Here is a 22,683-nt window from a genome sequence, read left to right on the forward strand (position 1 = left end):
TCAGTAAGACCGGAAGCCGGCGCGGATCGCATGCCGCCGCGGACGGCCGCCTAGCTTCACGGCGCACTCGTTTTTCAGAGTGGTGATGCGGGCGGCGAGCGCCTTCATGTCGGTCGGCTGCCAGCGCTTCTGGTCGGTGCCGAACCGCGCCTCGACGACCTGCTCCCCAGCCAGCAGACGGTCATGGATTTCCTGTAGCTTCGGCCACAGCGCGCAGGGGTCGCTCATGTCGATCCCGTCGAAGATCGAGGCCATCAGGCGTCTCCTTGCGGGCGATCGGCGGGATCGGCGGGATCGTCGAGCGGCGGTCCGCCATTTTGGCCCATCATCGGATCGGGCAGACCGAGCCGCTCGCGGTTGGCCTTCTCGCGGGCGAGCTGCTCCTGGACGTCCTCGTGATCGACACCGAGATCGTTGCAGATCATCTCCTGCGTCATTACGCCGAGGCCGGACCAGATCTCGTGCGCCTTCGCCGCCTTGACGTCGTCGGCCTGAGGCTTCGGCGGACCTTTCCAGTCGCAGCGCGTGATCGAGGCGCGGTTCGCGACGAATGCGTCGATCCCGCCGGGCAATTGCATCCGCCCGGCGTCGATCTCCTCCTCGAGCCACGCCTGATAGCCAGCTGTCGCGAGCCGCCCCGGTATGTGCCGGCGCCGATATTCCATCAGCGGCCATTTCTTGGCGATGCCCATCCGGACCGAGGAATAGGTTGCGCCGCGAAAGTCGCCGGTCATGTCCTCGAACATCACACCGAGGCAGGCTGCGATCTCCCGCAAGAGGAAGTTGGCGAAGGCCTCATAGGTCGAGTTCGGATGTTCCGAGCCCTGCAGCTTCAGATGCTCGCCGGCGAGCAGATGCGCGATCTTGCCGTGGCGGCCGAGATCGATGTTGACCTTCTCGTGCCATCCGACCTTCTGGGCAAGAAACGCGTCGAAGGCGCCGGCGAGCTCGCCGCCGCTGCCGGCGACCTCGTCCTCGTCCTGCAGCGCCTGCATCACGTCCGAGGTGGGATAGTCGCTCTCGATCGTCGCGGCGAAGATCGCGTGGATCAGCGCGGCGGTCAGTGTCGCATCGGCAAGCTGGTCGAACTGACGAAGCACCTTCAGCGCCGGAGCGAGCGGCGTGATGCCGCGCACCTGGCGGGCACCGCCGTCGAAGACATGGACGATCTCCGGCCGTCCGAACCGATCGCGCGCACGCCGCTCGCGCGTCTGCATCATGCCGGTCGCATCGCGCGTGTCGAAGACATAGCCGACCGGCAGCGAATGCGGATCGAGCCGGATGCCCTGGAACAAACGGTTGAACGGATCGGACGTCTGCGACAGCCAGTGCGACGGCAAGAGCGAGATCTTGGTTGCAGCCTCGGCTCCGGGGCGAGGGACCCACGGCACCTCGGCGACGATCTCGCCAGTGGCGAACCACTGCCGCACCGCGGCAGCCTGGATCTGCCCCATCGTGTACCGGCCGCCCGCGTCGCATTCATAGGGCTGCGACGACCAGATGTGGTAGCGCATCTCGGCACGCCGGGCCCAGGCCGCAGTCTGCTTCTCGTCGAAACCGAACATCGACAGGTCCGGCTTGGCGCTGAGCCGGAGCTCGGTGCCGATCATCAGCGCGATCACCTGGTCGAGGACGCCGGCGATCCAGCCGGAGTTCATCGTCGCGTCGTCGGCCAGCGCATTGGTCTCGCGCCAGGCGAGCCGGACATTGTCCGCCCGGTCGCGCAGCACCGGCCGCGGCGCCTGCAATCCGACGACCGATCCCGGAACGCCGCGCAGATAGCCGGCCATCGGCACGGCATGCGACCCCGCTGGAACGCGCACCCGAGGCTTCACGACAGCGCTCATCAGCGATTCAGCCGCGAGGAGATCTCGGCCGGCGACTGCCGCGGCTTCTTCGGCTTGACCGGGAGACCTTCAGCCTTCGCCTCGATGTCGCCGGTCCCGGCGATCTGCATCGCCGCGGGCGACAGCATGTCGGCCTGCGGCGACGGCAGCACCCGTGCCCTCAGCCGAGCCCAGCCATCCGGCGTCAGCCGCGACAGGCCGAGATGTTCGGCCATCGCCATGGCGTAGATCCTCGCGTCGAGGAAGTGATTCTCCCGTCGGGCCCGCTTCCAGTCCTCCTGCATGCGGCCGCGGACGATCTGCTGGTCGAAATACTCCGCCGTCAGCTGCTTGAAATATTCGGCATCGTGGAACGGACCGAAATGACAATAGCCCGGCGGGTCGATCTCCCCGCCGGCGGCCGCACCGGACTTATGCAGATTGGCGTAGAGCTCTGACTTCAGGCCCCATGTCCCGACCGGCCAGGCGAGCGCCGAGCCATAGCGCTTGCGCTTGCCGCCCTTGGTGACCGACTTCTTCGACGGAAGACCTATGGCCGGAACGCCGCGTCCCGCGACGCCCTTGATTGCATAGGCGCCGGCATGCTGGCGGCACCACTCGAGCACCTGCGTCGTGCGGCCACCGTCGCCGCTATCGACGGCCATGGCTTCAATCCGCCGCTCCTGCCCGTAGATGTCGGTGAAACGTCGCGCGAGCAGCGCCTCGAGCGCGGTCCAGGCGCCGGCCTTCGGATCGTCGGTTGGCCCCTCCAGGAACAGCGCCTCGATCGACCAGCTCTGCCGGTCCTCGCCGAACGCGACCACCTCGACCGGCAGCCCGTTGTGCTGGACGTCGCAGCCGGCGACGAGGATCAGCCCCTTCGCCGGCACGACGCCGCGGACGAGCGACGCCTCCCGGCGCTCCATAAGCCGCTCCCACTCCGGCGCGTTGCCGCGCATCTCGTAGGGCAGGCCGAGCCAGAGATTGTGGAAAGTCTTGTCCTTCGACTCGCTCTTGTGCGCCGCGACCGCAGCCTCGGCGAGCTTGTCCCAGGTCGTCAGCTGCGAGATCAGCGCATCGACATGGAAGGACGGATAGAGCCCGTCGGGATTGGTCGCGACGAACCGACCGGCGCGAACCAGACCCGCCTTCTCGTGATGCTCGATCGGTCGCCCGCAGCACGGCGCCGCATAGTACGCCTGGAACGGCGGATGGTCGTTGTGCTTCAGATGCTCGTAGGTGAGCACGATCTCATCGTCGCAGCCCGGGCACCGGATGTGCCAGAACCGCTGGTCACCGTCCTTGAACAGCCGGTCGATCCGCGACGTCTTGGCCAGCGTCGGCGTCGATAGCGCCAGGACGCGCCAGTCGCCGGTCGCGTGGAAGGCTGTGAAGCGGCCGAGGAAGAGATCGAAGGCGTCACCCTGACCGTCGAGGTCGAATGCCCACTCGTCGACCTCGTCGCCGATGCCGACCTTGAGCGTCTTGCTCTTCAGCTCCGTCGCGACGCCGGCATTGAGCAGCTTGAGCGAGCCCCCGGGGAACCGCTTCGAGGTCTGCGTCGACCCCTCGCCGGAGCGCGACATCTGCCCGCGCACCTTGGCCTTGAGCGACTTGGTGCCGGCGATCGACGGGCCGAGCTTCTCGCGGTTGAACTCGCCGATGTCCTCCTGCCGCGGCACGGCATAGGCAATGCGGCACGGCGCCTGATCGATATAGGCGCCGACCAGGGCGATCCCGGCGACCGAGATACCGGTCTGCTGGGACTTGCGAACAGCCACCATGTTGTGCGGCGAGTCGGGGCCGAGAGCGTCGATGATCTCCGGCACGTAAGGGGTCAGCGACAGATCCCAGCGCGACCCGGCGCGCGGACCGTCCGGCACGACGAGGTTTTCCTTCGCCCAGGCCGACGGCGTCATCGGCGCCTGCGGCGTCAGGATACCCGCAAAGATGCCGGCGATCAGCGCGAGGGCTTTCGGATGTGTAGCCATCATTCGCCCTCCTCTTCCTCGTCTGGGGCGGCCGTCAGCCGCATGTTGTCGGACAGGCTCTGTTTCAGTTCGCGCGCCGCGCTCTTCAGCACGTCGCGCACGCCGGCGACGCCGCTCCGCTGGAAGGCGGTGGCGAGGTCGTCGGCCTTGGTCGGCAGCTGGTCGATCCCGCGCAGCAGCATCTCGGCGCAGCGTTCCATCGCCCGGCGCACGTCGTCGGTCGGGATCACCTCGCCGACCATCTGGCGGTATTTCAGCTCCGCCATCCGGGCGTTGTAGCGCTCGGTCTCTGTCCGGGCCTGCGTCAGCCCGTTCGACGACGATTCCCGCGTCGTAGGCATAGGCGCAGACGGCGCGGCAGCTGGCGGATCCTCGCGACCGATGTCGAGCCGCATCCGGTTCTCGCCGAGCACGAAGTCGGCCTCGGCCGCGTCGATCAGCTTCCGGCCGCCGGCGCCCGGCCGCGTCGGGATCTTCCCGGCCGCCACCATCTTGCCGATCGCCTGCTTGGAGACGCCGCGATGCTTGGCATACTCGACCTGGGACATCAGCCCCGTCGCGCCCTGCCCCACCGTCTCGGTCACCCGCGTCAACTCCGGAACGTCAACCCGGTCAACCCGGTCAACCTTGGCTTTTCAGACGATAACTGCCGGTTTTTCGGGAGCAGTCCCGCCCGCGGGGTGGCTGGGAGGGCCAAAAGGGACCCGTCTCGATCGCAAATGCCACAGTGTTGCAGATTGGCATCAAAACCCGGCTATGGCTGCTGCAGCAGGCTTAGAAACCCAGCATTTCCAGCCCTTTGCGGCCGGTCAGAAGACCCCGCCGCCCGTGAGGTCGCGCAGCCGCGCCGAGTGCGCCATCTCGTGCGACAGCCGGTCCGACAGCGCCTCGGCCGCCTTCTCGAAGGCCGCAGCCGTGGCACCCTTGACCATCTCCGCTGGAATGATGACGCCCGACGTGCGCTCTTCCTTCCCTCGCCCCCACTTCGGGTTCGACAGATCCGGCGTGAACACCGTGCCGCCGCGGTGAATGTCCTTCCGGTTCGGAAAGCGACCGCCGCGGATGAAGGTGTGCGGGAACACTTCTCGCCGCCCGAACGGCGCAGCCGACACGCCGGCCCGCGTCTCCCGCGCGTCGAAATACTTCAGCGCGATGTCGCCGCCGGACGAGGCCATGGTGTATTCGAGCCGCCCGGCCGTGGCCGGTCGCACCTTCACGGCCCGGACGATGGTCTTGCGCTTCAGCCCGGTCTGCTTGGTCAGCGCACGGATGACCTGCGTCTTCGCCTTGCCGCCGGTGTGGTTCAGCGCTCGCTTGGCGATCGTCGCGATCTCGCCGTCGGATAGCGCGGCCACGAGATTGTCGAACCGCTTGAGCCCGTCGCCGGTGACACGCAGGGACACATCAGCCACGGCACACCCCCCCAACGAAAAACACCCCGGGGTGGCCCCGAGGCGTTCTGATCTTTTTATCCGTGCTTGGTATCCACCAAATCATCGTCGCACGTCAAGCGGCTTTTTCGGCCCGCCCGCTCGCCTCGCCCGATTTTTCCGAAATCGAGACCACCGCCGCCGCATGCGCGCCCTCGCCCTCCCATGGCCACAGGCGCACGTACGGCCCGTCAACCGCATGCCCAGCCAGCCGCCCGGCGAGATCGCCCGCAAGTGTCGCCAACCCCAGCGCCCAGGCCTGATAGTCCAGCCTCTCGGCGACGAGCCCTGCCGGGTCCGGCACCAGCCGCGTCTTCTGATAGGCGCCGGGATGCGGCCGCCGGCTCGCCCGGTTGAACCCGTCGAGTTCCACCGGCAGATCCGGCCTGCCCGCCCCCGCCGACCGCATCACCGTGCGGAACCAGGCCGGCCCGCCCTGCGGGTTGAGCACCGCCCGCCGCTCGACCGTCCCCGCCGCCGACCAGCCCGGCCGCGTCTGCAGCATGGCGTGGCGGATGATCAGCCCGGGCACGCGCCCGGCCATGCCGACCCGCGCCAGCGCAAAGCCGCGCGCATGGCAGTCCGCCCGCTCGCCGTCCGTCAGCCGCTCCCCGCCCGAAAGCCTCACATCGGCGAGCATGTCGAAGCCATCCGCCGCCTCCGGCATCTCGAACCAGGCGTCGCCGAGCGCCTTCACCGTCCGCCCGACGATCACCGCGTCCGGATGCGGCTCGGCCTCGGCCGAATAGTCCGGCACGCAGCCCCAGGCGTTGGAGCTGTCGATCAGCGTCCAGATCTCGCCGAAGTCGCTGATCGCGTCCCAGCCGCCGCCGAGCGCCTGGCCGGCCTCGCCGCCCGACCCCGCCTTCGGCAGCTCCTGCCTGTAGGCCCAGCTCAGCAGCGCCTCGATCCCGATCCGTTTCATGCCCGTCCCTTCATTTGCGAGGGTTTGCGATAGTTTTTCGATAGTTTGAGAGAGTTTTAGCGATAGTTTTTGACGATATATTTCAATGAGATAAGCCGTTTTTGCGAGGGTTTTTCCTCGCCTTATAGGACGTGAGCCCTCATCACCCCGCAGCCCTTCTCATGTGTAGTAGGGCCGCCAGAACCCTCGCAAACCCTCGCAAAGCCCTATGCCGCAAGCCCCCGCACCCCGTTGAAACCATCGCAGAACCGTCGCGAAACCCTCGCGACCCTCGCAGAGAAGGCGGCGGTTCGGGCGCGTGCGAGACCCCGCGAGAGAAGCGGGGAAGCCGAACGGGTTCGCGGGCTTGGCGACGTTCGCTCATGTGAAGCGGCCGAGATCCGGGTCGTAGAACGGCCGGTCCTCCGGCGGCGTGCCGGGGTCGCCCTCGCGGCGCGGCGGGTCGATCAGCGTGATGTCGCGGTATTTGCGCACCCGCCCGTCCTCGCGGGTGAACTTCTTGGCCATGTTGCGCCCGAAGGCCGTCTCCGAGATCGGCTTCACCGACGAGCCCTCCGCCCAGGAGAAATAGGCGTGATAGAGGTCGCGCGCGGTCACCTCCTCGCCCGGCCGCGGCCGCACATGCGCGGCGACGAAGGCGGCCGTCGGGTCCATCTCGTCGCGATATTTCTGCGTCTCGCGCTGGACTGTCTCGGGGATCTGCAGCCCCTCCTCCAGATAGATCAGCGCGCCCTCGATCAGCCAGTTGAGGATGCCGGCATGCTCGGGCTCGAAGCCGGCGACGACGTCCTCGAAGTCGCGCCGCGCATCGATCGGAATCGTCTTCGGCCAGAGCACCACGGCCATGCGCCGCCAGATGCCGTCGTCCGTGCCGGTGATCGTCGGGTAGTTGTTGCCGGACATGTGGACGGTGAAGATCGGGCGGAAGTCGAAATAGCCGGCGAAGAGGTCGCGGCCGGTCATCGTCTCGCCGCCGGTCAGCTCCTTGACGAGGTCCTCGCGCAGGGGCTCGCCCTTCGGCAGCTCCTTCACGCGCAGGAGCCGCCGGCCATAGAGCCGGGCGATATCAGGCGAGGCCGCGCCCGCCTGGCCGGAGGGCCCGAAGAAGGAGGAGGACGGCAGCGTCACGGCCGACTGGCCGAGCACGCGGCAGATCACCTCCATGCAGACGCTCTTGCCGTTGGCGCCATTGCCATAGTGGAAGAACAGCTTCTGCACGGTCACGCCGAGGAGGCCGAGCCCGAAGGCGACCTGCACCATGCGCCGCACGGCCGGATCTGGCAGATATTCGTCGAGAAAGGCGCGCCAGGCGGGGCACGTCGCCCCGGCATCATAGGCGACGGGCACGACCTCGGAGATCATGTCCTCGCGCCGGTGCCCGCGCTCCACATGCAGCGTCCCGCGCCGCACGCGGATGTGGTCGGGCGTCTCCGCCGGCGCGTCCTCGCGCTCGGCCTCCGGGTTCACCTCCAGGACATCGCGCGCCGAGAAGGACAGCGTCGCGTTGCGCACCGCCACCTTCAGGCGATCGGCGTTGAAGGCCTCGGGATCGGTGATCAGATGCGGCGCCGCCTGCTCGAGCATGGATTTCAGCCGCGCCGAGTTCTCGCAGGAGATCGCGAAGTCGCGCCGCGCCTTTCGCGCGCCCGCGATCCCCTTCTCGATCGCCGCCGCCTCGTTCAGCACCAGCTTGTCGGCGGGCGACAGTTCCTCCGCCGGCCTCGCGCGCAGGGTGACGGCCGCTTCCAGCACCGCCGCCTGTTTCTGCGACGGCTTCAGGAAGGCGATCTCGCCGAGGATCCGCCCGCCCAGCCGCTGCGCCACGCGCTGCGCCCGGGGCCGGCCCTGGTTGATGTCCCAGTGCCGCCCTGTCCAGACGACGAAGAGCGGCTTGTCGGCCTTTTCCTGCGCCAGAACGCGGATGTCCCGGCCGAAATGCGCGATCAGGCGGATGCCGTTGTCGGTGTCCGACTGGTGGAGATCTGCACAGAAGCCGCTGACGATCTCGTCGACCGACTCGGGATCGGCGCCTTGCGGAATCTCGCGACCGTTGACCCGGATCGTTCCCGCGGAAACGGGTTCGCGGGCTTCGGGCTCGGCGGGCAGCACCGTGCCGGAAGCCATCGCGCTGGCGCGGGCCAATATCGCCTGGACGGCCGCAAGGCCGCTGTCGTCTCGCTTTGCCATGGATTAGGCCGCACAGGGTGGATTGAGGACGCGATTCTCGGTTGAATCGCTGTGGCTTCCTTGGCCACTTCCACAGAGAATAGTGCTATTCAGACCACCATGCTGAATGGTCCCAAGAGCACACTTCTCCTCCACGCTGCGGCTGCAGCGTTCGGCGGTTTCATGGCGGTGCTGATCACCCGAACGGCCTTCGAGCAGTCGGCCTGGTGCATCACGACGGACGATCACTGTCTCAGGGAATGGTTTGCCGCATCGAGCGGATGGGCTGCGGCTGCCGGTGCATTGCTTGCGGCGGGTCTCACACTGCCGGCCTTGCGGCAACAAGCCAATGAGGCAAGGAGACAGGCGGATTTCACTCTCGGAGACGCTTCTCCGACTGTCGACGTGCTTACGGTGCCAAAAGACAATCTCTCCGCAGATATCCGGATCGTAAACTGGAACCGGCGCCCAATGGAGATCTGGGCCGTAGGATGCTACGGGCCAAATTGGGTTGGAGAGCCTGTCTGGGTCGAGCAGGAAGGGGAACGGGGCGCATTCGGAGATATGGTGGCCTGTCGCGTACCCGGGTGGGAAGATCGGAGCGAACGCCCGCCGTCTGCAACGATTCGTCTCGAGGTCTCCCTTCGGGACAGACGCGAGCAGGTCGCAGCCGGCATCTTGATCATCGGCGAATTGATCGGGGAACGGCGAATTCCGATCGAACTCAAAGCTGAGGCGCCGGATCTTCTTACTTGAGTACGGGCTGCCATGGCATGTCATTGCCAGCGTCTGAACGGCGCCGAAACGGCTATCGCCAAGATCGAACTGGCGATCTAGGTGCAATTTTCGTCGCATCTTAGGTTCGAAGATCGACTGCTTTGACGTCACGCCGCCCTCCTCTCGCCTGCGCCGCTGAGCAGTTCGGCAAAGTCCATTCCCTTGGGCGGCCAGGCGATCGTGACCGCGCGCCCGCCCGCGCTGAGCCGCGCTTCCGCCCGCAGCATCGCCGCGGCGGTCGCGTAGCGCTCCGAATCCCCGTCGGCGACGAGCAGGATCTCCGTCAACCCTGCGGGCGCCTGGACGGCATCGCCCGCGTCCTGGTCTGGCTTCGGCACCGGCCCAGCGACCCGCAGAGGCCGCGCCTTGCCGTCCTTGCCCACCTTCGTCAGCTCAGGATGCGAGAAGGCGCTCCTTCCATCGGCGGGCCCGGCGAGATTGCCGAGATCGCCGGCGGCCGCATAAAGCGTATCGGCGCGAAACCCTTCGGCGACCCCGATCGCCAGCACGTTCTCGATCCCCTCGCCGAGGACGAGCCGCGTCCGCGCCGGGTCGGGCAGGATCCGCCCGTCCGCGTGCAGGCCGAAGCCGACCAGCGGCAGCAACCCGCCCTTCTTGGAGCCGCGCATCTTCTTGGTCGGCAGACGCTCGCCCGTCGCGGGATCGCAGAGGGTGGGTCGTCCCTTCGGCCCGCTGGGATCGAGCCAGGTGAGATGACAGCCGATCACCGTCCCGCCCGAGTCCACGAAGGGCAGCACCATCGCCGCCCCCTCATGGATCGCCACCGCCCGGCCGTCCTCGCCCGTCCCGTGCCAATAAGGCTCGGCGGCGATCACCCGCAGCGCCGGCAGAACCGGCAGCACGCGGCGCCCCAGCCCCAGCCGCGCCTCGAGATAGCCATAGGCCAGAAGCTCTTTCCCATCCGCCTGGAGCCATTTGCCAGCGGCCTTGCGCCGCTCCCGCTCGCGAAAATCCGCCTGCGTCCGCGTCTCCCGCGCCGCCCGTGTCGCCGCCGCCTCGCGCCGCGCGGCCAGCGCGGCCTCCCGTTCCGCCCGCGCCTCGTCGGACTCGGCCCCGCCCTCCGGCACCGGCCGCCCCAGCACCGCGGCGCAGGCGGCGAGAAACGCCTCCCGGCGCTTCACGTCCAGCCCGAGATTGTGCGCGGCGAGCCCGATCCCGTCATGGCCGCCGTCGCCGCATCTGCGGCAGTTCCAGGCGTTCTTGACCGTGTTGACCGAGAACCCGTCGCGCCCGCCCGCCACCGGGCACGGGCCGACGCTCTCGCCGATCCCCGCCGGCCTCAGGCCCGCCACCCCCAGCCGCTCCACCGCCTCGCCGACGGTCACGGCCCGCGCCTCCTCGACGAAGAGGTCGGTGAGATCCCGGTCGCCGCTCAAGCGCCCATCTCCTTCAGGCTGATTCCCCCGATCGTCCCGCCGCCCGCCTCGGCGCTCCCGGCGAGCCGCCGCAGCGCCGCCTCGAACGGCGCCGGGGCCATCGGCTCGGCGCCCCGCCGCCGGCAGAACCTTGCAAAGCGCGCATGCGCCTCTGCCGCGTCGAGCGTCCCGCCGGCGACGAGATGCACCTGCGCGAAGACGAGCAGCTGCCGGTCGAGACCCGCATCGCCGGCAGCGAGCGGCAGGCTTGGAGCCGTCGCGGTCATTCTGCGGCCTCGACGAAAAGCGGCATGGCGCAGTCGCGCCGCGCGGCGACGGCCGCGGGGTTCGACCAGACCACTTCCGTGCGGGGCCTGGCCCCGTCGGCGAACGTCTCGAAGGTCGTGCGCTCCCAGCTAGCCAGCGCCTCGTCGTAGAGCGCGGACGCGTAGCTCGAGACCACCACCATGCCCTTGAGAGACAGGAGCACGTCGAGCATCGCGCCGTGATCCGCGTCGCTCATCTCGTGCCGGTAGAGGTGCTTCTTGCAGTAGGGATTGCGCCGCGATCGCGTGGCATGCGGATAGGGAGGGTCGACATAGTGAAGGGTCGACGCGCCGTCGTGCTGCTGCATGATCGGGATCGCGTCCTTGCCCTCGATCACCACGCCGCGCAGCCGCTCGGTCAGCGCCGGCAGCGCCTGCGGCAGGTTGCGCCAGTCCATCGAGGGCGTTGTGCCGGACCGGTTCGCGTTCGAGCGGAAGCCGGTCGAGTTGGCGCCCTTGTGCTGCGTCGCCGCGGCGTTCGAGCCGAACCCCATGAAACTGCGCACGACCAGCTGCCGCGCGGTTTCGATCGGATCGACCGCGCTGGATCGCTCGTAGCTGTCGCGCAGCTCTGCTCTTGCGAACGGCGTCAGCTTCAACCGGCGGATCAGCTCGGCCGCCTGCTCCGGATCGCGCAGCACCCGGAAATAGGAGACGACCTCCTCGTCGCGTTCGTTGTAGACCTCGCCATAGGCGCGCGGCTTGCGCAGGAGGACCGAGGCCGCGCCGCCATACGGCTCGACATAGATCCGATGCGGCGGAAAGAGGCTGATCAGCTTCGGCGCCAGCAGCCATTTGCCGCCGAACCAGCGCAGCGCGGGGCGTGTCGGGCAGGCGCTCATTGCGCCACCTCGGCGCCGGCGAACTTGCCGACCTCGTTGCCCCAGCACGTCCAGCCCGGCCGGTCCTCGCGAGCGAAGATGTCGGCGCGGCGCCCGTCCGGCACCAGCGCCTCCGTCAGCGCGTAGAACTCCTCGGGCTTGCGCGAGTGCTCGCGGGCGATCCCGTCGACGGCCGCATGGTCGAGCGTCTCGACCAGATTCATGCAGCGCCCCATGGCGATCGCCGCGCCGGGCAGCGCGCCGACGAGGAACGGCTCGCACACCGAGCGAAGCACATAGCCCGTACCCCAGCGCAGCTTGCCGCTCGCCGTCCGCTTCGCCCAGGCGCCGCCGGTCACCGGCTTCAGGCCCCAGCGGCGCATCACGCCCGCCTGCCGTTCGATCAGCGGCCAGGTCGCCCACATCACGAGGACGCCCGCCGGCGCCAGGAGATCGCCGACCCGCAAGGCCGCGATGTCGTCCATCGACATCACGTCATAATGCGCCTGCGGCGACTTCCCCTGCCCGGCGGCCGACCAGGTCGCCCAGGGCCACGGGCAGTCGATCACCACCAGGTCGAAAGAGAACAGCGGCAGGCCGAAGTCGATCGTCATGCCGCCCTCCGCGCCCGATATTCCGCCTCGCCGCTGGCCATCGCCGCGTGGGCCGCGCACCAGGGCGAGCGCACCGCCGCGCCGTCCCGCGTCGTCCCGGTCACGGCCTGGACCGCGTCGCAGACGAAGACCGTCGCGCTCGCCATCGGGTCGGACCCGTCGACATGCACCGGCCAGCGGCAGCCGCAGGCGTCCCACAGCCGCGCCGGCTCCGTGCTGGGCAGCGGCCGGAAGGCGTCCGCCTTTGCCGGCGGCGCCGTGTGCGCGCCGGCGTCAAAGCTGCTGATCTCCCCCCTGGCGGGGGAGATGCCTGGCAAGGCAGAGGGGGGCGAGACGCGCGCCGACCTAGCGGAGGATCGCGCCGAGGCGCCCCCCTCTGGGCTGCCGCCCATCTCCCCCACGGGTGGGGAGATCGCTGCCTCGCCGCCGCGCCCGATCGGCGCCGCCCGCGCCGGCTTCGCGCCGCGCGACCGCTTCGGAAACCGCGCGCGGTTCGTCCGCCGGATATGCAGGAACACGTTGTCCCGCATCCCGAGCGCATCCGCGATCGCCGTGGCCGTCGAGCCGGAGGCCCACATTGCGGCCGCCCGGTCGATCGTGCTGTCCGCCACGGGCGCCGGCGCCGCCGGAAACCGCTCCGGATGCGCCGCCTTCAACTGCTTGATCGTCGAGGTCGAGACCCCGAGCGCCCCGCCGATTTCGCGCAGGCTCTGGCCCTGGGCCGCGAGGTCCGCCGCCGCGTCGAGCCGCGCCGCCTGCCGCCGCGCCGACACGCCGTCCGCTTCGTCGCTCCGCGCGAAATCCTCCGGATAGGTCCGCATCAGCCGCTGCACGGTCGAGACCGTCCGGCCGAGCGCCGTCGCCATCTCGGCCTGCGTCGCGCCGTCCCGCCACAGCGGCGCCACCAGCGCCACCTTTCGCCGCTCCTCGGCCGCCGCGGTCGCGTCCTTCCGCGCCTGCCGAACCGCCGGATCGGGCTCGGGAAACCGGTCCAGATGGTTGAGAATGAAGCTCCGCACAGCCTGCCGCGTGCGCCCGATCGCGGTGCCGATCTCGCCCATCGAATGCCCCTCGGCCCACAGCGTCTCGGCCTGGCACGTCTCTGTCTCGGTCCAGCGCTTCATGCCGCGTCCACCTTCGTTTCGATCGCATCCAGCACCTGCCGCAGCTCGGCGATCTCGCGCTTGATGTCCCGCTTTTCGTTGGGGCTGAGCGCCCCGTCGTCGATCGCCGTGATCAGCGTCAGCTCGACGTCCCGCGCCTCGACGATCAGCGCCGCGACATCGGCGAGCCCCGGCCCGGCGCCCCGGCAGGCGTGGCTGTCCAGCGGCTGAAGGCAGAACCCCTGCGCCGAGGCGAGGGCTCTGGCGTGAAACGGTTGGCCGGCGACGAGGTCGAGGTCGAGCCCCACGTCCAGCCCGGCGAAGCGCTCGGTCTCGTGCGGCGCGGCATAGAGCGACAGCATGGTCGCGTTGACCCGCGTCAGCTGGTTGCGCGCGATCGCCGTCCCGCCCCCGCCTGCCTGAAGGGAGGCAAAGGTCGCGGTCTTCAGGGCGGCGCGCTGCTTGTCGGAGGAGGCGCGGAAGGTCATCGACCGCGCCTCTTGTCAGCATCCCGATCATGGCCCGACACTAGCCGCTGCGACAACCGCAGGAGGATACGATGAAGGCGTTCACAGAGGCTCAGATGGAAGCGTGGCGCGATGCGGCGACGCGGAAGCCGCCGCGCATTCCCGACGACGCCTTCGAGCGGTTCGCACAGATCCGCTCGATCGAGGTCGCGGTCTATCCGCACGCCCTTCTGCTGCGAATGATGAGTCGTCACGGCGACGTTGCCGACGTGCTGCTCAATCCGGTCCTGGCCCGTGATCTGGCCGCGATGATCCTGACGGCCGGTCAAAGCGCCGGATGGCTGGATGAGAAGGGGACCGTCGTCATTCCCGAGTTCGACCCTCTCCCAGATGATCCCGACGCCAGCTGAGTCCGCCGGCACGACTTGCGAGAACTGGCGCACGGTCAGCGTCGTCGACACGAGATGCCGGCACAGGATCGGGTCAATCGCCATGTCACGTGACCAAGGGACGGAGATCGGCGAGCGGCTCACGACGCGGCTCCCTCGGTTTGCAAAGTCTCACTGACGGAATTTGCGTGATCGCTGCGACCGCCTGCCGCAGGTTCGCCGCCATGAGCCGAGCCGTCAGCGCCAGCGCCGCCAACGACACCCGCCCCGTCCTGCGGCTGCGGCGTGGGGCGTGCGACGCCCTCCGGCCAGACGGCGCCCTCCGGCCAGTGGTCGGACAGCCATTGCATCGCCATCTCGAACTTGACCGTGCCGACGTCGCTCGACCCCGCGGCCAGTTCGTCGAGGCGCGAGCCGCGGTTGAAAATCTGAGCCGAGATGGTGCCGCGCCGTCGCTTGATGGCTTTGCCGTAGACGTCGGCGACGGTGACCAGCTGCTCGCGGAGTGATGGGATGGCGCTCATGGCTGCGGAAAATGCGGCATTGTTTCCGCACTGTCAACGGCATTCTTTCCAGGCGACAATGCCGCAGTCGCGGCATATCTTCCGCGACATGAGCGAATCGCTGCAGGACCGCATCCGGCAGCGCCTGAAGGCGCTGGGAAAGACGCCGCGTCAGGTCTCGGTCGAGATCGGCCGCAGCCCCGACTTCCTGCGCGGCGTCCTGCGCAATCCCGACTCCTCGCCGCGCGGCGAGAATCTGGAGGCGCTCGCGCGACATCTCGAGACGACCGAGGCCTGGCTCCTGCGCGGCGGCGACGTCGCGCCGCCGCCCCTGCCCGCCGCCGTGCCGATCAACGGCGACGTCGTCCCGGTCGCGGCCGTCAGCCTCGACGAGATGCGCGCGGCGATGCCGCAGGACGTGCCGGTCTACGGCACGGCGGCCGGGTCACTGGCGGTCAAGCACGAGGGCGCCTTCGAAATGGAGGCGCGGGTGATCGAATATGTCCGGCGCCCGCCGGCCCTCTTCCAGGTGCGCGACGCCTACGCCTTCTACGTCTCCGGCGGCTCGATGGTCCCGGCCCACAATCCCGGCGATCTGCGCTTCGTCCACCCGCACAAGCCGCCGCGCCAGGGCGACACGGTCGTCGTCCAGGCGCGCTATGCCGAGCACCGGGGAATGGAGGCCTTCATCGCGATCTACGAGCGGCGGACGGCCGAAAAGGTCGTGGTCACCAAGCTGTCGCCCCCGGCGACGGTCGAGTTCGACACCCGCTTCGTCCAGCACGTCCACCGCGTCCTGACGCTGAACGAGCTGTTCGGGGTCTAGCGCGCCGCCATTCTCAGGCCGGCGGCTTGGTGAAGCAGTAGGCGAGCGCGCGTTCGGCCCCGGCGGTGGAACCGCGGGCGGTGAAGGCGCTCGGATCATTGTTGCCGATCTTGACGTAGATCTTGCTCCGGGCTCCGGCGAAGGACGTCAGGATCTGGCGCGCCTCGTCGCCACGGAACACCGTGTCGAACCCCATATTGCCGGTGCCGAGCAGCGCGATGTCGGCTGTCGAGTCGTGCCGCTCGCCGGTGTCGAAGGCGAGCGAGAACGGCAGGTCGGCCAGCTCCGGCGGCGCCGCCTGGTCATAGGGGAAGGACGACGCCCAGCGCACGATGATCGCGTCCGACTTCTCGTCGCACATGATCAGCATGCCGGTCTTGATGCTGTCCAAGTTCATCATGGTCAGCTTGCCGAGATTGTCGAACGGGTCCTCCTCGATCTCGACGTCCCACCGCTGGAAGCCGGCATGGGCCGCGGTCGCGACACCGAGAAGCCCCAGACACGCCAGAACCAGAACCTTCACAGCGCCCTCCCGAGCCAACACACGCCGCAGTATCGAAAGACTACGGCCACCGCCGATCCGTGCAAGCGGAAAACATGCGGCATTATTTCCGCATCTGTCTTGACGCGGAAAAAAAGCCGCATTAGCCTCCGCACCCATCAACCCCGATGGGAGCCCTTCATGCGACCGCTACTGTCCCCGACATCCCTGATCCCCGCCCCTGCCGCGCTCGTCGCGGCGGGCCGACCCGCGTCCGCCGCCGGCGCCACCTCCTCCCGGCGTTTCTCCCAGGTGGCGGACGCGGACGAGACCTGCGCCATCGAGGGCGGCGCCGTTCGGACCCTCTGGGGCGAAGGCGGCCTTGCGGCCGAAGCCCTGGCGACGATCGACTTCACGCCCGGCCCCTTCGCCTTCGTCGATCCCGAGACTGGCACGTTGCGCTCGCCGCTCACCGCCGCGCCGGACGCGATGGGCCATGTCGCGGTCAGCGTCATCGTGATCACCGCCGCCACGCTCCTCGGCGTCGCCGGCGGCTTTCTTCTGTCCCTCTTCCTTCTCTGAGGCTTCCCGATGATCGAGACCCGTCAGATGACCCCGGCCGAGATGGCCGCCCGCGACCGCGCCCTCTGCGCGCAGATCTTCTGGGACCCCGCCAGCGGCTTGCCGCTTAAGGGCGGGGCAAAGAATGCCGCCAACGACCGCGGCCAGCGCCGCCGCACTTTCAACCCGGCCGACCGGATGTTTCCGGAGATCTCCAAGGCGGCCGAGTGCATGGCCGTCCACATGATCGAGATCGCCGCGGCGCAGGACGGCCAGTGCACCGACGCCGACCTGATCCGCCGCGGCTGGACCCCCGACGAGCTCACCTGCCACGGCGAGGCCGCCCGCCAGCTGGCGCTGGGCAAGAGCGGAGGGCGGGCGTGAAAACCTGGCCTGACGTCTTTTCGCTCTTTGGCGATCTGCTCCTGTTCTTCGCCTGCCTTTCCGCGGCGGGAGTCGGCTTCGCCTGGTTCTTCGTCCTGCCCTCCATAGGGCTGCTCTGGTGGATCGGGTGGCTGCCGTCATGACCGCCGCCCTCACCCCCTTCCGCGTCCACTTCGCGCCCGACGCCGGCGACGCGCCGGAGCCGCTGGCGATCGCCGCCGCGACGCCGCAGGCCGCCAAGGCCGAGGCGCTGGCGCGCCGGCCCGGCGCGATCGTCGCCAAGATCAAGGTCGACAAGGCCGCCGCCCGGCCCCGCGCAGGAGACGCCGCATGAGCCCCCGCTACAGCGCCGGCACCCTGCCGACCACCGACCGCGCCGTCTTCGGTCTCACACAGTCGGGCAGCTATGCCGAAATCATCTGCCACACTTTGCGCGCGGCGGACGCAAAGGCGATCGCCCACGCCCTCAACGTCGTTGCCGGCGACCGCGCCGCGATCGCGGCCGAGCTGGCCGAGGCGATGAACGGGGTTCCGGTGAGCGCCGCCGATCATTCCGCCGCCCTCGCCGCCCAGGCCGAGCAGCTGCGCGCCGCCAATCTCAATGCCGCCTTCGCGGTGATCGACGAGCAGGCAAAGGCCGCGATCCTCGAGCGCAACGCGCTGCGGGTCGAGCGCGAGGCGCTCGGGGAATACATTCAGACGCTGGAGCTTGAGATCCGGCGGCTCCGGGCGCGGTACAAGGCTGTGGCGGACGAGCTGTCGGCTTTCAAGGCGGCCCACGACATCGGCCTGCCGCAGGAAGGCCATCGCGAGATGGTCTGGCGCGAGGCGACGGAATTCTTCTACGAATGCGCCGGCACTCTCTCGGCGGAAACGCATGCAGAGACCGTCGTGAAGGCGGAAGTCCACGGCTACCGCGCCGGCTTTGCCGAAGCCGAGGCTCGCCTTCGCGCCTTGGCCGCGATTGCCGACGATCGCCTCGAAGAAGGCCCGGACCTTCAGAGCTGGTCTGATGTCGCCGGCATCGAAGGCCGTTCACTGGCTCAGCAGCTGGAGGCTTGGAGCGACGGCGCAGTCGGCACCTTCTTCGATCTCGCCGCCGACTGCGTCGCCGCCTGGGCGAAGCACCTTGCCGGGTTCGAACCCGCCACCATCACGGCGCCAGCCGCCGCCCCCGCGCCGGCCAATCCGGCGGACCACGGTGCGGACGGCGGCAGCCAGGAGGGGAGCGCCAGCGGGTCGCTCCCCGCCATGTCGGTCCGAGCGATCGCCGCAACCACAGACGAAATCGCAGAGGCGGTCCGGTGGCACGAACGACAAGCGCAATCGGCCATGGGATCGCTCTCTTGCGGCTCGGAAAACTGGGAATATCGGGAAGCGCATAAGGTCTGCGGCATGCACCGTCTTGCCGTTGAAGCGCTTCGCGCCTCCTCTTCTGCGGAGGAGTCGCAGGACGCCGAAGCATCGATCTCCCCCCTGGTGGGGGAGATGCCTGGCAAGGCAGAGGGGGGCGAGACGGGCGCCGACCTGTCGGAAGATTGCGCCGAGGCACCCCCCTCTGGGCTGCCCGGCCCCGGGGCGAGCCGCGGGTCTCGCCCGTCCTTCGGACCCCCCACAAGGGGGGAGATCGACGCGGCCCAGGCGGCGCTTGAGGCGATCGAGGCGCTGACGGCAATCGAGGTCGGGGCCGAACCGCAAAAGCTGCAGGAAATCATCGACCTCTGCGGCGGCCTCGCCCAGGGCGCGCTGACGAACCTGACCCGCGCCCGCTCCGGAGGCGCCGCATGACCGCCGCCTTCGCCGCCACGGTCACCGGCCGCGCGATCGACTTCGCCGCGCCGATCGTCGAGCCCGCGCATCTCTTCTCCGAGATCGCGCACGGCCTCTCCTTCATCGCCCGCTTCGCCGGCCAGACGCCGACCGCCTATTCCGTCGCGCAGCATTCCGTCCTGATGGCCGAGGCGGCCGAGGACGAGACCGGCGAGCCGGCGCTCGCCGCCTATTGCCTCCTCCACCACGGGCACACCGCCTATCTCGGCGACACGCCGTGGCAGACGGCGCTTGCCATCGAAGCCGAGCTGATCCGCGCAGCGGCGGAGAAGGGCGTGCCGGACATGATCGTCGACTCGCAGATCGCCCGCTGGCGGGCGCTGCGCCGGCGGGTCGAGGCACGGCTGGACGCGGCGATCCACCGCGCCGCGGGCCTGGAGGCCATCGACGATCGCGGCCGGGCGATCGTCCAGATCTACGACGTCCGCGCGCTCACGACCGAGCGCCGCGACCTGTTCCTGGGAGGCGACGGGGCCCCCGCCAGCGGCTTGCCGCTTAAGGGCGGGGCAGAAAACTCTCCCTGGCCGGACCTCTCGGACGCGCCGGCGCTGCCGCTCCGCCAGGGCCGCATCCGCACCTGGCCGCCGGGCGTCGCCGCCGAGCGCTTCGTCCTCGCCCTCACCCGCCTTTGCCCCGACGCCGCCCTCGCGGCCGGACGCCTCGACGATGACGAGGCCGAAGAGAGGAGACTGGCATGACAGACCAGGCGACCATGCGCCGGATCGAGGTCGCCCCGGGCGACCGCCCGGCTGCGATCGATCCCGGGCCGGCGCCGATGCTGCAGTGGATCGACATCGCCGCGCTCGTCGTAGACGAGGGCTACCAGCGCGAGCTGAAGCGCGGCAACTGGACGGCCATCCGGCGCATCGCCGGCCAATTCAAATGGTCGCGCTTCTCGCCCGTGTTCGTCGCGCCGATCGAGGGCGGCCGCTTCGCGGTCATCGACGGCCAGCACCGCACCCACGCCGCCGCGATGTGCGGATTTGCGCAGGTGCCCTGCCAGGTCGTGCCGATGGAAAAGAGCGAGCAGGCGGCGAGCTTCGCCGCCGTCAACGGCCTCGTCACCAAGGTGACGAAATGGCAGATCTTCAAAGCCGCGCTCTCAGCAGGCGAGAAATGGGCCGTCAGCTGCGACCGCGCGGTTTCCGAGGCCGGATGCCATCTCATGACGCGACACGGGGACCCGAACAGGAACAAGTCCGGCGAGATCTATCCCGTCGCGCTGATCCACCAATACGTTCGGGCAAAGCAGGCCGACGTGGTCACCGCATCGCTCGGCGCCATCCGCCGATCCGAGTTCGGACGCGAGGCCGCAGCCTATACCAACGAGATCGTCAAGCCGCTTCTGGCCGCGGTGGCCGACCGCCCCTGGCTGATTTCTCAAGACGTCGATCTCGCCGGCTTCCTGGACGACTTCGACGTCTGGTCTGCCCTGGATCGCGCGGCCGAGCTGACCAAACAGAAGCGGCGGCAGGGCGTCACCGGCGTCTCTCGCTACGACTTCGCCGCGGCCGAATTCGGCGAAGGCCTCGACCGCGCCTTCCCCCAACGCATGGCACTGCCGGCGCCGGAGAAGGAGCGCGCGGCATGACAGAGACTCCCCGCGCCGGACGCAACGGCGTCTCTGGCGAAACGCTCCTCTCCTTCCTTCATCGCATCGAGCGGCTGCGGGAGGAGAAGGCCGTCTTCGACGATGACGAAAAGCAGGTCTTCGCCGAGGCGAAGGCAGCCGGGTTCAACGTCAAGGGCATGCGCCGGGTCCTGAAAGTACGGAAGATGAAGCCGCACGAGCGCGAGGAGGAAGACGCGCTCCTTGACCTCTACCTGCACGCGATCGGCATGGCGCGCGAGCTACCCCTCTTCCGCAGCGTTGGGATGATGGCCGTCGACACGGCTGGCCGCGAGAGCGTCGTCGCGGCTCTCAAGCAGATGGTTCCGGAGAACGGCGAGATCGTACTGACGGTGGCCGGCCAATCCATGCGTCTGTGGCGGGACGACTCCGGTGAAGCGAAGATGGAAGAGGTCAAGCCGCGTCCTGCCGTAGATCATGATCCTTTCGCACAGCCCTCACGTCTTCCAGAACGTCCGCGTCAGGAGGTGCCCGAGGTCGACGACGAAGGTGCGAAGGAACTTGGGCGTCAGGCTGCGCGGGACGACGTCCCGGTCATCCGCAATCCGTTCCCTTGGGACGACTCAAGACGTCCGCTTTGGGATGCCGGTTGGCGTGAGATCGCCGGCTCGGATGGGATGGGTCCGGGCGGATGAAAACCCGTTCTGAAAAGTCGGCACTTCGCGATCTGGCGGAGGTTCTCTATCCCGAAGATTCGGCCGAACCCATCCTCGCGCGGCCCGTGCGCGGCGCCTTGATGGAATGGCTGACCGAAATCTGGGCGGAGCGCGAGCTTCTGGATGTCGGCCTGACGCCGCGCCGGCGCGCTCTCTTCTACGGACCGCCTGGCACCGGAAAGACGACGCTCGCGCATCATCTCGCAGCGCGGCTGGGGCTGCCGATGGTGATCGCGCGCGCGGACCAGATGATCGATTCCTATGTCGGGTCGACCTCGCAGAACATCGCCAAGCTCTTTGACGCGGTGCGCGCCAGCGACGAACCGTCTGTTCTGTTTCTGGACGAGTTCGATTCGCTCGGCATGAAGCGGATGCAGGCGCGGCAGGGATCCGAGTCCGAACGCAATCATTCGGTCAACACGGTTCTCCAGCGGATCGACGCGCACACAGGAACCTTGATCGCCGCGACCAATCGTGCCGATGATCTCGATCAGGCCGTCTGGCGACGTTTCGAAATCCAGATCGAGATCGCCCTCCCCGGCCCCATCGAACGGCGACATATTCTCGCGCGCTACCTGAAGCCTTATCAGCTGCCGGAGGACTCTCTGGCAACGCTCGCCGATGCGTTCGGAGGGTCGTCTCCTGCCCTGATCAGACAGTGGTGCGAGGGTCTCAAGCGGCAGATGATCGTCGGCCCGAGAGCCGGCTGGGACATGAACCGCGACCGGGTGATCGAACGCCTGATTGCATCCATCGCGCCCCATCCGGATCTGCCGCAGCCGAGACTGTGGTCGAAGGGCGTCCTGGACCCTGCCGTCCGCGGCCTTGTCTGGCCGCTGGAGCGGACACAGTGACCGCCCGCCCCGTCCAGATCGCCATCTGCGACAGCCTCGGCCCGGCCTATGCCGACGCCGGCGCCTTCGTCCAGGCGATCTGCGACGCGGCGGCGATCGAATGGCGCAAGGCCGGCGTCGCCGGCGTCCACCTCCTCGACGCCAGCTTTGTCGACGGCTGCCTCTGCCTCGTCACCGGCCCCGGCCAGGAGCCGCTGACCAGGGCCGCCGTCCGCACTTTCCTCGAACAGAAAAGGCATGCCGCATGAAAACCCGCCGAACCGCTGCCGCTCGCCAATGGCTTCCGACGATCTGGCTGGACGAGGTCGTCCCGTCTCTCGCCGAAGATCCAACCGACTTCCTGGAGAAGGACGAGGCGGGCATTTGGCATGTCCGCCCCTGCGATGAGCAAGACCGCGAGAGCGGGTGCTACGATATCGTGGTCGAGCCAGGCCAGATCGTCGGCTGGTGCTACTTCGAACCCTATGACGACGTCACCCTGACGATCGATGAGAGCGGCGACTTCGTCGTCGACGGCACCTATCCGGCCGCCGCCAACGGCTTCATCGCCGACAACGACGGCGACACCTTCGCCGAGAGCATGGACGATCTGGTCTCTGGCTGCGGCAACCCACTCGATCCCGGGACTTACAAGGTCCAGGTCTATTTCTGGTCTGACGAGATCCTGCACGTCGCTGAGATCGCGCCCGAAGGCAGCCTCCGCTTCAGGCTGTGCGCCGAAGCGCAGTGATGCGCGGGCGGCTCGAC

The 22,683-nt window shown here is 68.7% G+C and carries 29 protein-coding genes; 14 read left to right on the forward strand and 15 right to left on the reverse strand.

The window, feature by feature from the left end:
• The 7 genes from LH400_RS00705 to LH400_RS00735 form a co-directional block, all read right to left on the reverse strand.
• Positions 1-255 (reverse strand): hypothetical protein, encoded by a 255-nt coding sequence (locus LH400_RS00705; RefSeq protein WP_229150729.1) that lies wholly within the window; start codon positions 253-255, stop codon positions 1-3.
• On the reverse strand, positions 255-1,847 hold the full coding sequence (locus tag LH400_RS00710; RefSeq protein ID WP_229150730.1) for a phage portal protein: 1,593 nt from the start codon (positions 1,845-1,847) through the stop codon (positions 255-257). The genes LH400_RS00705 and LH400_RS00710 overlap by 1 nt, the downstream gene beginning before the upstream one ends.
• Entirely contained in the window at positions 1,847-3,820 is a 1,974-nt protein-coding gene (locus LH400_RS00715) for a phage terminase large subunit family protein (protein ID WP_229150731.1), read from the reverse strand. Before LH400_RS00715 ends, LH400_RS00710 begins: the two co-directional genes overlap by 1 nt.
• Entirely contained in the window at positions 3,817-4,401 is a 585-nt protein-coding gene (locus LH400_RS00720; protein ID WP_229150732.1) for a hypothetical protein, read from the reverse strand. The genes LH400_RS00715 and LH400_RS00720 overlap by 4 nt, the downstream gene beginning before the upstream one ends.
• A 225-nt stretch (positions 4,402-4,626) precedes the next feature.
• Positions 4,627-5,229 (reverse strand): hypothetical protein, encoded by a 603-nt coding sequence (locus tag LH400_RS00725; protein WP_229150733.1) that lies wholly within the window; start codon positions 5,227-5,229, stop codon positions 4,627-4,629.
• Between the two features lie 94 nt (positions 5,230-5,323).
• Positions 5,324-6,172 carry a hypothetical protein gene (locus LH400_RS00730; RefSeq protein ID WP_229150734.1) on the reverse strand — a complete coding sequence of 283 codons (849 nt, stop codon included), beginning with the start codon at positions 6,170-6,172 and terminating at the stop codon, positions 5,324-5,326.
• 360 nt (positions 6,173-6,532) lie between these two features.
• Complete coding sequence (locus LH400_RS00735) at positions 6,533-8,359, reverse strand: DNA primase family protein (RefSeq protein ID WP_229150735.1); 1,827 nt, start codon at positions 8,357-8,359, stop codon at positions 6,533-6,535.
• A gap of 99 nt (positions 8,360-8,458) precedes the next feature.
• Between LH400_RS00735 and LH400_RS00740 the strand changes: the two genes are divergently transcribed.
• Positions 8,459-9,094: a hypothetical protein gene (locus LH400_RS00740; RefSeq protein ID WP_229150736.1), complete on the forward strand. Its 636-nt coding sequence runs from the start codon at positions 8,459-8,461 to the stop codon at positions 9,092-9,094.
• Between the two features lie 128 nt (positions 9,095-9,222).
• Here LH400_RS00740 and LH400_RS00745 read toward each other — a convergent pair whose 3' ends face one another.
• The 6 genes from LH400_RS00745 to LH400_RS00770 are packed head-to-tail and all read right to left on the reverse strand — an operon-like array spanning position 9,223 to position 13,843.
• Complete coding sequence (locus LH400_RS00745; protein WP_229150737.1) at positions 9,223-10,512, reverse strand: DUF7146 domain-containing protein; 1,290 nt, start codon at positions 10,510-10,512, stop codon at positions 9,223-9,225.
• Positions 10,509-10,778 carry a hypothetical protein gene (locus tag LH400_RS00750; protein WP_229150738.1) on the reverse strand — a complete coding sequence of 90 codons (270 nt, stop codon included), beginning with the start codon at positions 10,776-10,778 and terminating at the stop codon, positions 10,509-10,511. Before LH400_RS00750 ends, LH400_RS00745 begins: the two co-directional genes overlap by 4 nt.
• Positions 10,775-11,659, reverse strand: coding sequence for a DNA adenine methylase (locus LH400_RS00755; protein WP_229150739.1), 885 nt, complete (start codon positions 11,657-11,659; stop codon positions 10,775-10,777). Before LH400_RS00755 ends, LH400_RS00750 begins: the two co-directional genes overlap by 4 nt.
• Entirely contained in the window at positions 11,656-12,252 is a 597-nt protein-coding gene (locus tag LH400_RS00760) for an MT-A70 family methyltransferase (RefSeq protein ID WP_229150740.1), read from the reverse strand. Before LH400_RS00760 ends, LH400_RS00755 begins: the two co-directional genes overlap by 4 nt.
• Positions 12,249-13,376, reverse strand: a complete 1,128-nt coding sequence (locus LH400_RS00765; RefSeq protein ID WP_229150741.1) for a hypothetical protein — start codon at positions 13,374-13,376, stop codon at positions 12,249-12,251. The genes LH400_RS00760 and LH400_RS00765 overlap by 4 nt, the downstream gene beginning before the upstream one ends.
• Positions 13,373-13,843 (reverse strand): hypothetical protein, encoded by a 471-nt coding sequence (locus tag LH400_RS00770; protein WP_229150742.1) that lies wholly within the window; start codon positions 13,841-13,843, stop codon positions 13,373-13,375. The genes LH400_RS00765 and LH400_RS00770 overlap by 4 nt, the downstream gene beginning before the upstream one ends.
• 95 nt (positions 13,844-13,938) lie before the next feature.
• Here LH400_RS00770 and LH400_RS00775 point away from each other — a divergent pair, with 95 nt between their 5' ends.
• Positions 13,939-14,232 (forward strand): hypothetical protein, encoded by a 294-nt coding sequence (locus LH400_RS00775; RefSeq protein WP_229150743.1) that lies wholly within the window; start codon positions 13,939-13,941, stop codon positions 14,230-14,232.
• Positions 14,233-14,351: 119 nt separating this feature from the next.
• Here LH400_RS00775 and LH400_RS00780 read toward each other — a convergent pair whose 3' ends face one another.
• Positions 14,352-14,735, reverse strand: a complete 384-nt coding sequence (locus tag LH400_RS00780; RefSeq protein ID WP_229150744.1) for a hypothetical protein — start codon at positions 14,733-14,735, stop codon at positions 14,352-14,354.
• A gap of 88 nt (positions 14,736-14,823) precedes the next feature.
• Here LH400_RS00780 and LH400_RS00785 point away from each other — a divergent pair, with 88 nt between their 5' ends.
• The gene (locus LH400_RS00785; protein ID WP_229150745.1) at positions 14,824-15,540 is read left to right on the forward strand and encodes a S24 family peptidase; all 717 of its coding nucleotides are present in this window, start codon (positions 14,824-14,826) and stop codon (positions 15,538-15,540) included.
• 13 nt (positions 15,541-15,553) lie between these two features.
• On the opposite strand, the gene LH400_RS00790 is transcribed toward LH400_RS00785, so the two are convergent.
• A complete protein-coding gene (locus tag LH400_RS00790; RefSeq protein ID WP_229150746.1) occupies positions 15,554-16,063 on the reverse strand; it encodes a hypothetical protein in 510 nt (169 codons plus the stop codon).
• A gap of 159 nt (positions 16,064-16,222) precedes the next feature.
• Here LH400_RS00790 and LH400_RS00795 point away from each other — a divergent pair, with 159 nt between their 5' ends.
• From LH400_RS00795 to LH400_RS00845, 11 genes are read left to right on the forward strand one after another with little or no spacing between them, the layout of a single operon-like run.
• Positions 16,223-16,603: a hypothetical protein gene (locus tag LH400_RS00795; RefSeq protein ID WP_229150747.1), complete on the forward strand. Its 381-nt coding sequence runs from the start codon at positions 16,223-16,225 to the stop codon at positions 16,601-16,603.
• A 9-nt stretch (positions 16,604-16,612) separates the two neighbouring features.
• The gene (locus tag LH400_RS00800) at positions 16,613-16,966 is read left to right on the forward strand and encodes a hypothetical protein (RefSeq protein WP_229150748.1); all 354 of its coding nucleotides are present in this window, start codon (positions 16,613-16,615) and stop codon (positions 16,964-16,966) included.
• Positions 16,963-17,109 carry a hypothetical protein gene (locus tag LH400_RS00805; protein WP_229150749.1) on the forward strand — a complete coding sequence of 49 codons (147 nt, stop codon included), beginning with the start codon at positions 16,963-16,965 and terminating at the stop codon, positions 17,107-17,109. Before LH400_RS00800 ends, LH400_RS00805 begins: the two co-directional genes overlap by 4 nt.
• Positions 17,106-17,300, forward strand: coding sequence for a hypothetical protein (locus tag LH400_RS00810; RefSeq protein WP_229150750.1), 195 nt, complete (start codon positions 17,106-17,108; stop codon positions 17,298-17,300). The genes LH400_RS00805 and LH400_RS00810 overlap by 4 nt, the downstream gene beginning before the upstream one ends.
• Positions 17,297-18,754 (forward strand): hypothetical protein, encoded by a 1,458-nt coding sequence (locus LH400_RS00815; RefSeq protein ID WP_229150751.1) that lies wholly within the window; start codon positions 17,297-17,299, stop codon positions 18,752-18,754. The genes LH400_RS00810 and LH400_RS00815 overlap by 4 nt, the downstream gene beginning before the upstream one ends.
• Positions 18,751-19,494 carry a hypothetical protein gene (locus tag LH400_RS00820; RefSeq protein ID WP_229150752.1) on the forward strand — a complete coding sequence of 248 codons (744 nt, stop codon included), beginning with the start codon at positions 18,751-18,753 and terminating at the stop codon, positions 19,492-19,494. Before LH400_RS00815 ends, LH400_RS00820 begins: the two co-directional genes overlap by 4 nt.
• A complete protein-coding gene (locus LH400_RS00825) occupies positions 19,491-20,387 on the forward strand; it encodes a ParB N-terminal domain-containing protein (protein ID WP_229150753.1) in 897 nt (298 codons plus the stop codon). The genes LH400_RS00820 and LH400_RS00825 overlap by 4 nt, the downstream gene beginning before the upstream one ends.
• Positions 20,384-21,061 carry a DUF2312 domain-containing protein gene (locus tag LH400_RS26210; RefSeq protein ID WP_370638298.1) on the forward strand — a complete coding sequence of 226 codons (678 nt, stop codon included), beginning with the start codon at positions 20,384-20,386 and terminating at the stop codon, positions 21,059-21,061. Before LH400_RS00825 ends, LH400_RS26210 begins: the two co-directional genes overlap by 4 nt.
• Positions 21,058-21,936 carry an AAA family ATPase gene (locus tag LH400_RS00835; RefSeq protein ID WP_229150754.1) on the forward strand — a complete coding sequence of 293 codons (879 nt, stop codon included), beginning with the start codon at positions 21,058-21,060 and terminating at the stop codon, positions 21,934-21,936. The genes LH400_RS26210 and LH400_RS00835 overlap by 4 nt, the downstream gene beginning before the upstream one ends.
• Positions 21,933-22,184 (forward strand): hypothetical protein, encoded by a 252-nt coding sequence (locus LH400_RS00840; RefSeq protein WP_229150755.1) that lies wholly within the window; start codon positions 21,933-21,935, stop codon positions 22,182-22,184. Before LH400_RS00835 ends, LH400_RS00840 begins: the two co-directional genes overlap by 4 nt.
• Positions 22,181-22,666 (forward strand): hypothetical protein, encoded by a 486-nt coding sequence (locus LH400_RS00845; RefSeq protein WP_229150756.1) that lies wholly within the window; start codon positions 22,181-22,183, stop codon positions 22,664-22,666. The genes LH400_RS00840 and LH400_RS00845 overlap by 4 nt, the downstream gene beginning before the upstream one ends.
• The last annotated feature ends 17 nt before the right edge of the window (positions 22,667-22,683 follow it).

Origin of the sequence: Jiella soli (assembly GCF_020615385.1) — a bacterium.
GTDB lineage: Bacteria > Pseudomonadota > Alphaproteobacteria > Rhizobiales > Rhizobiaceae > VKMB-3413.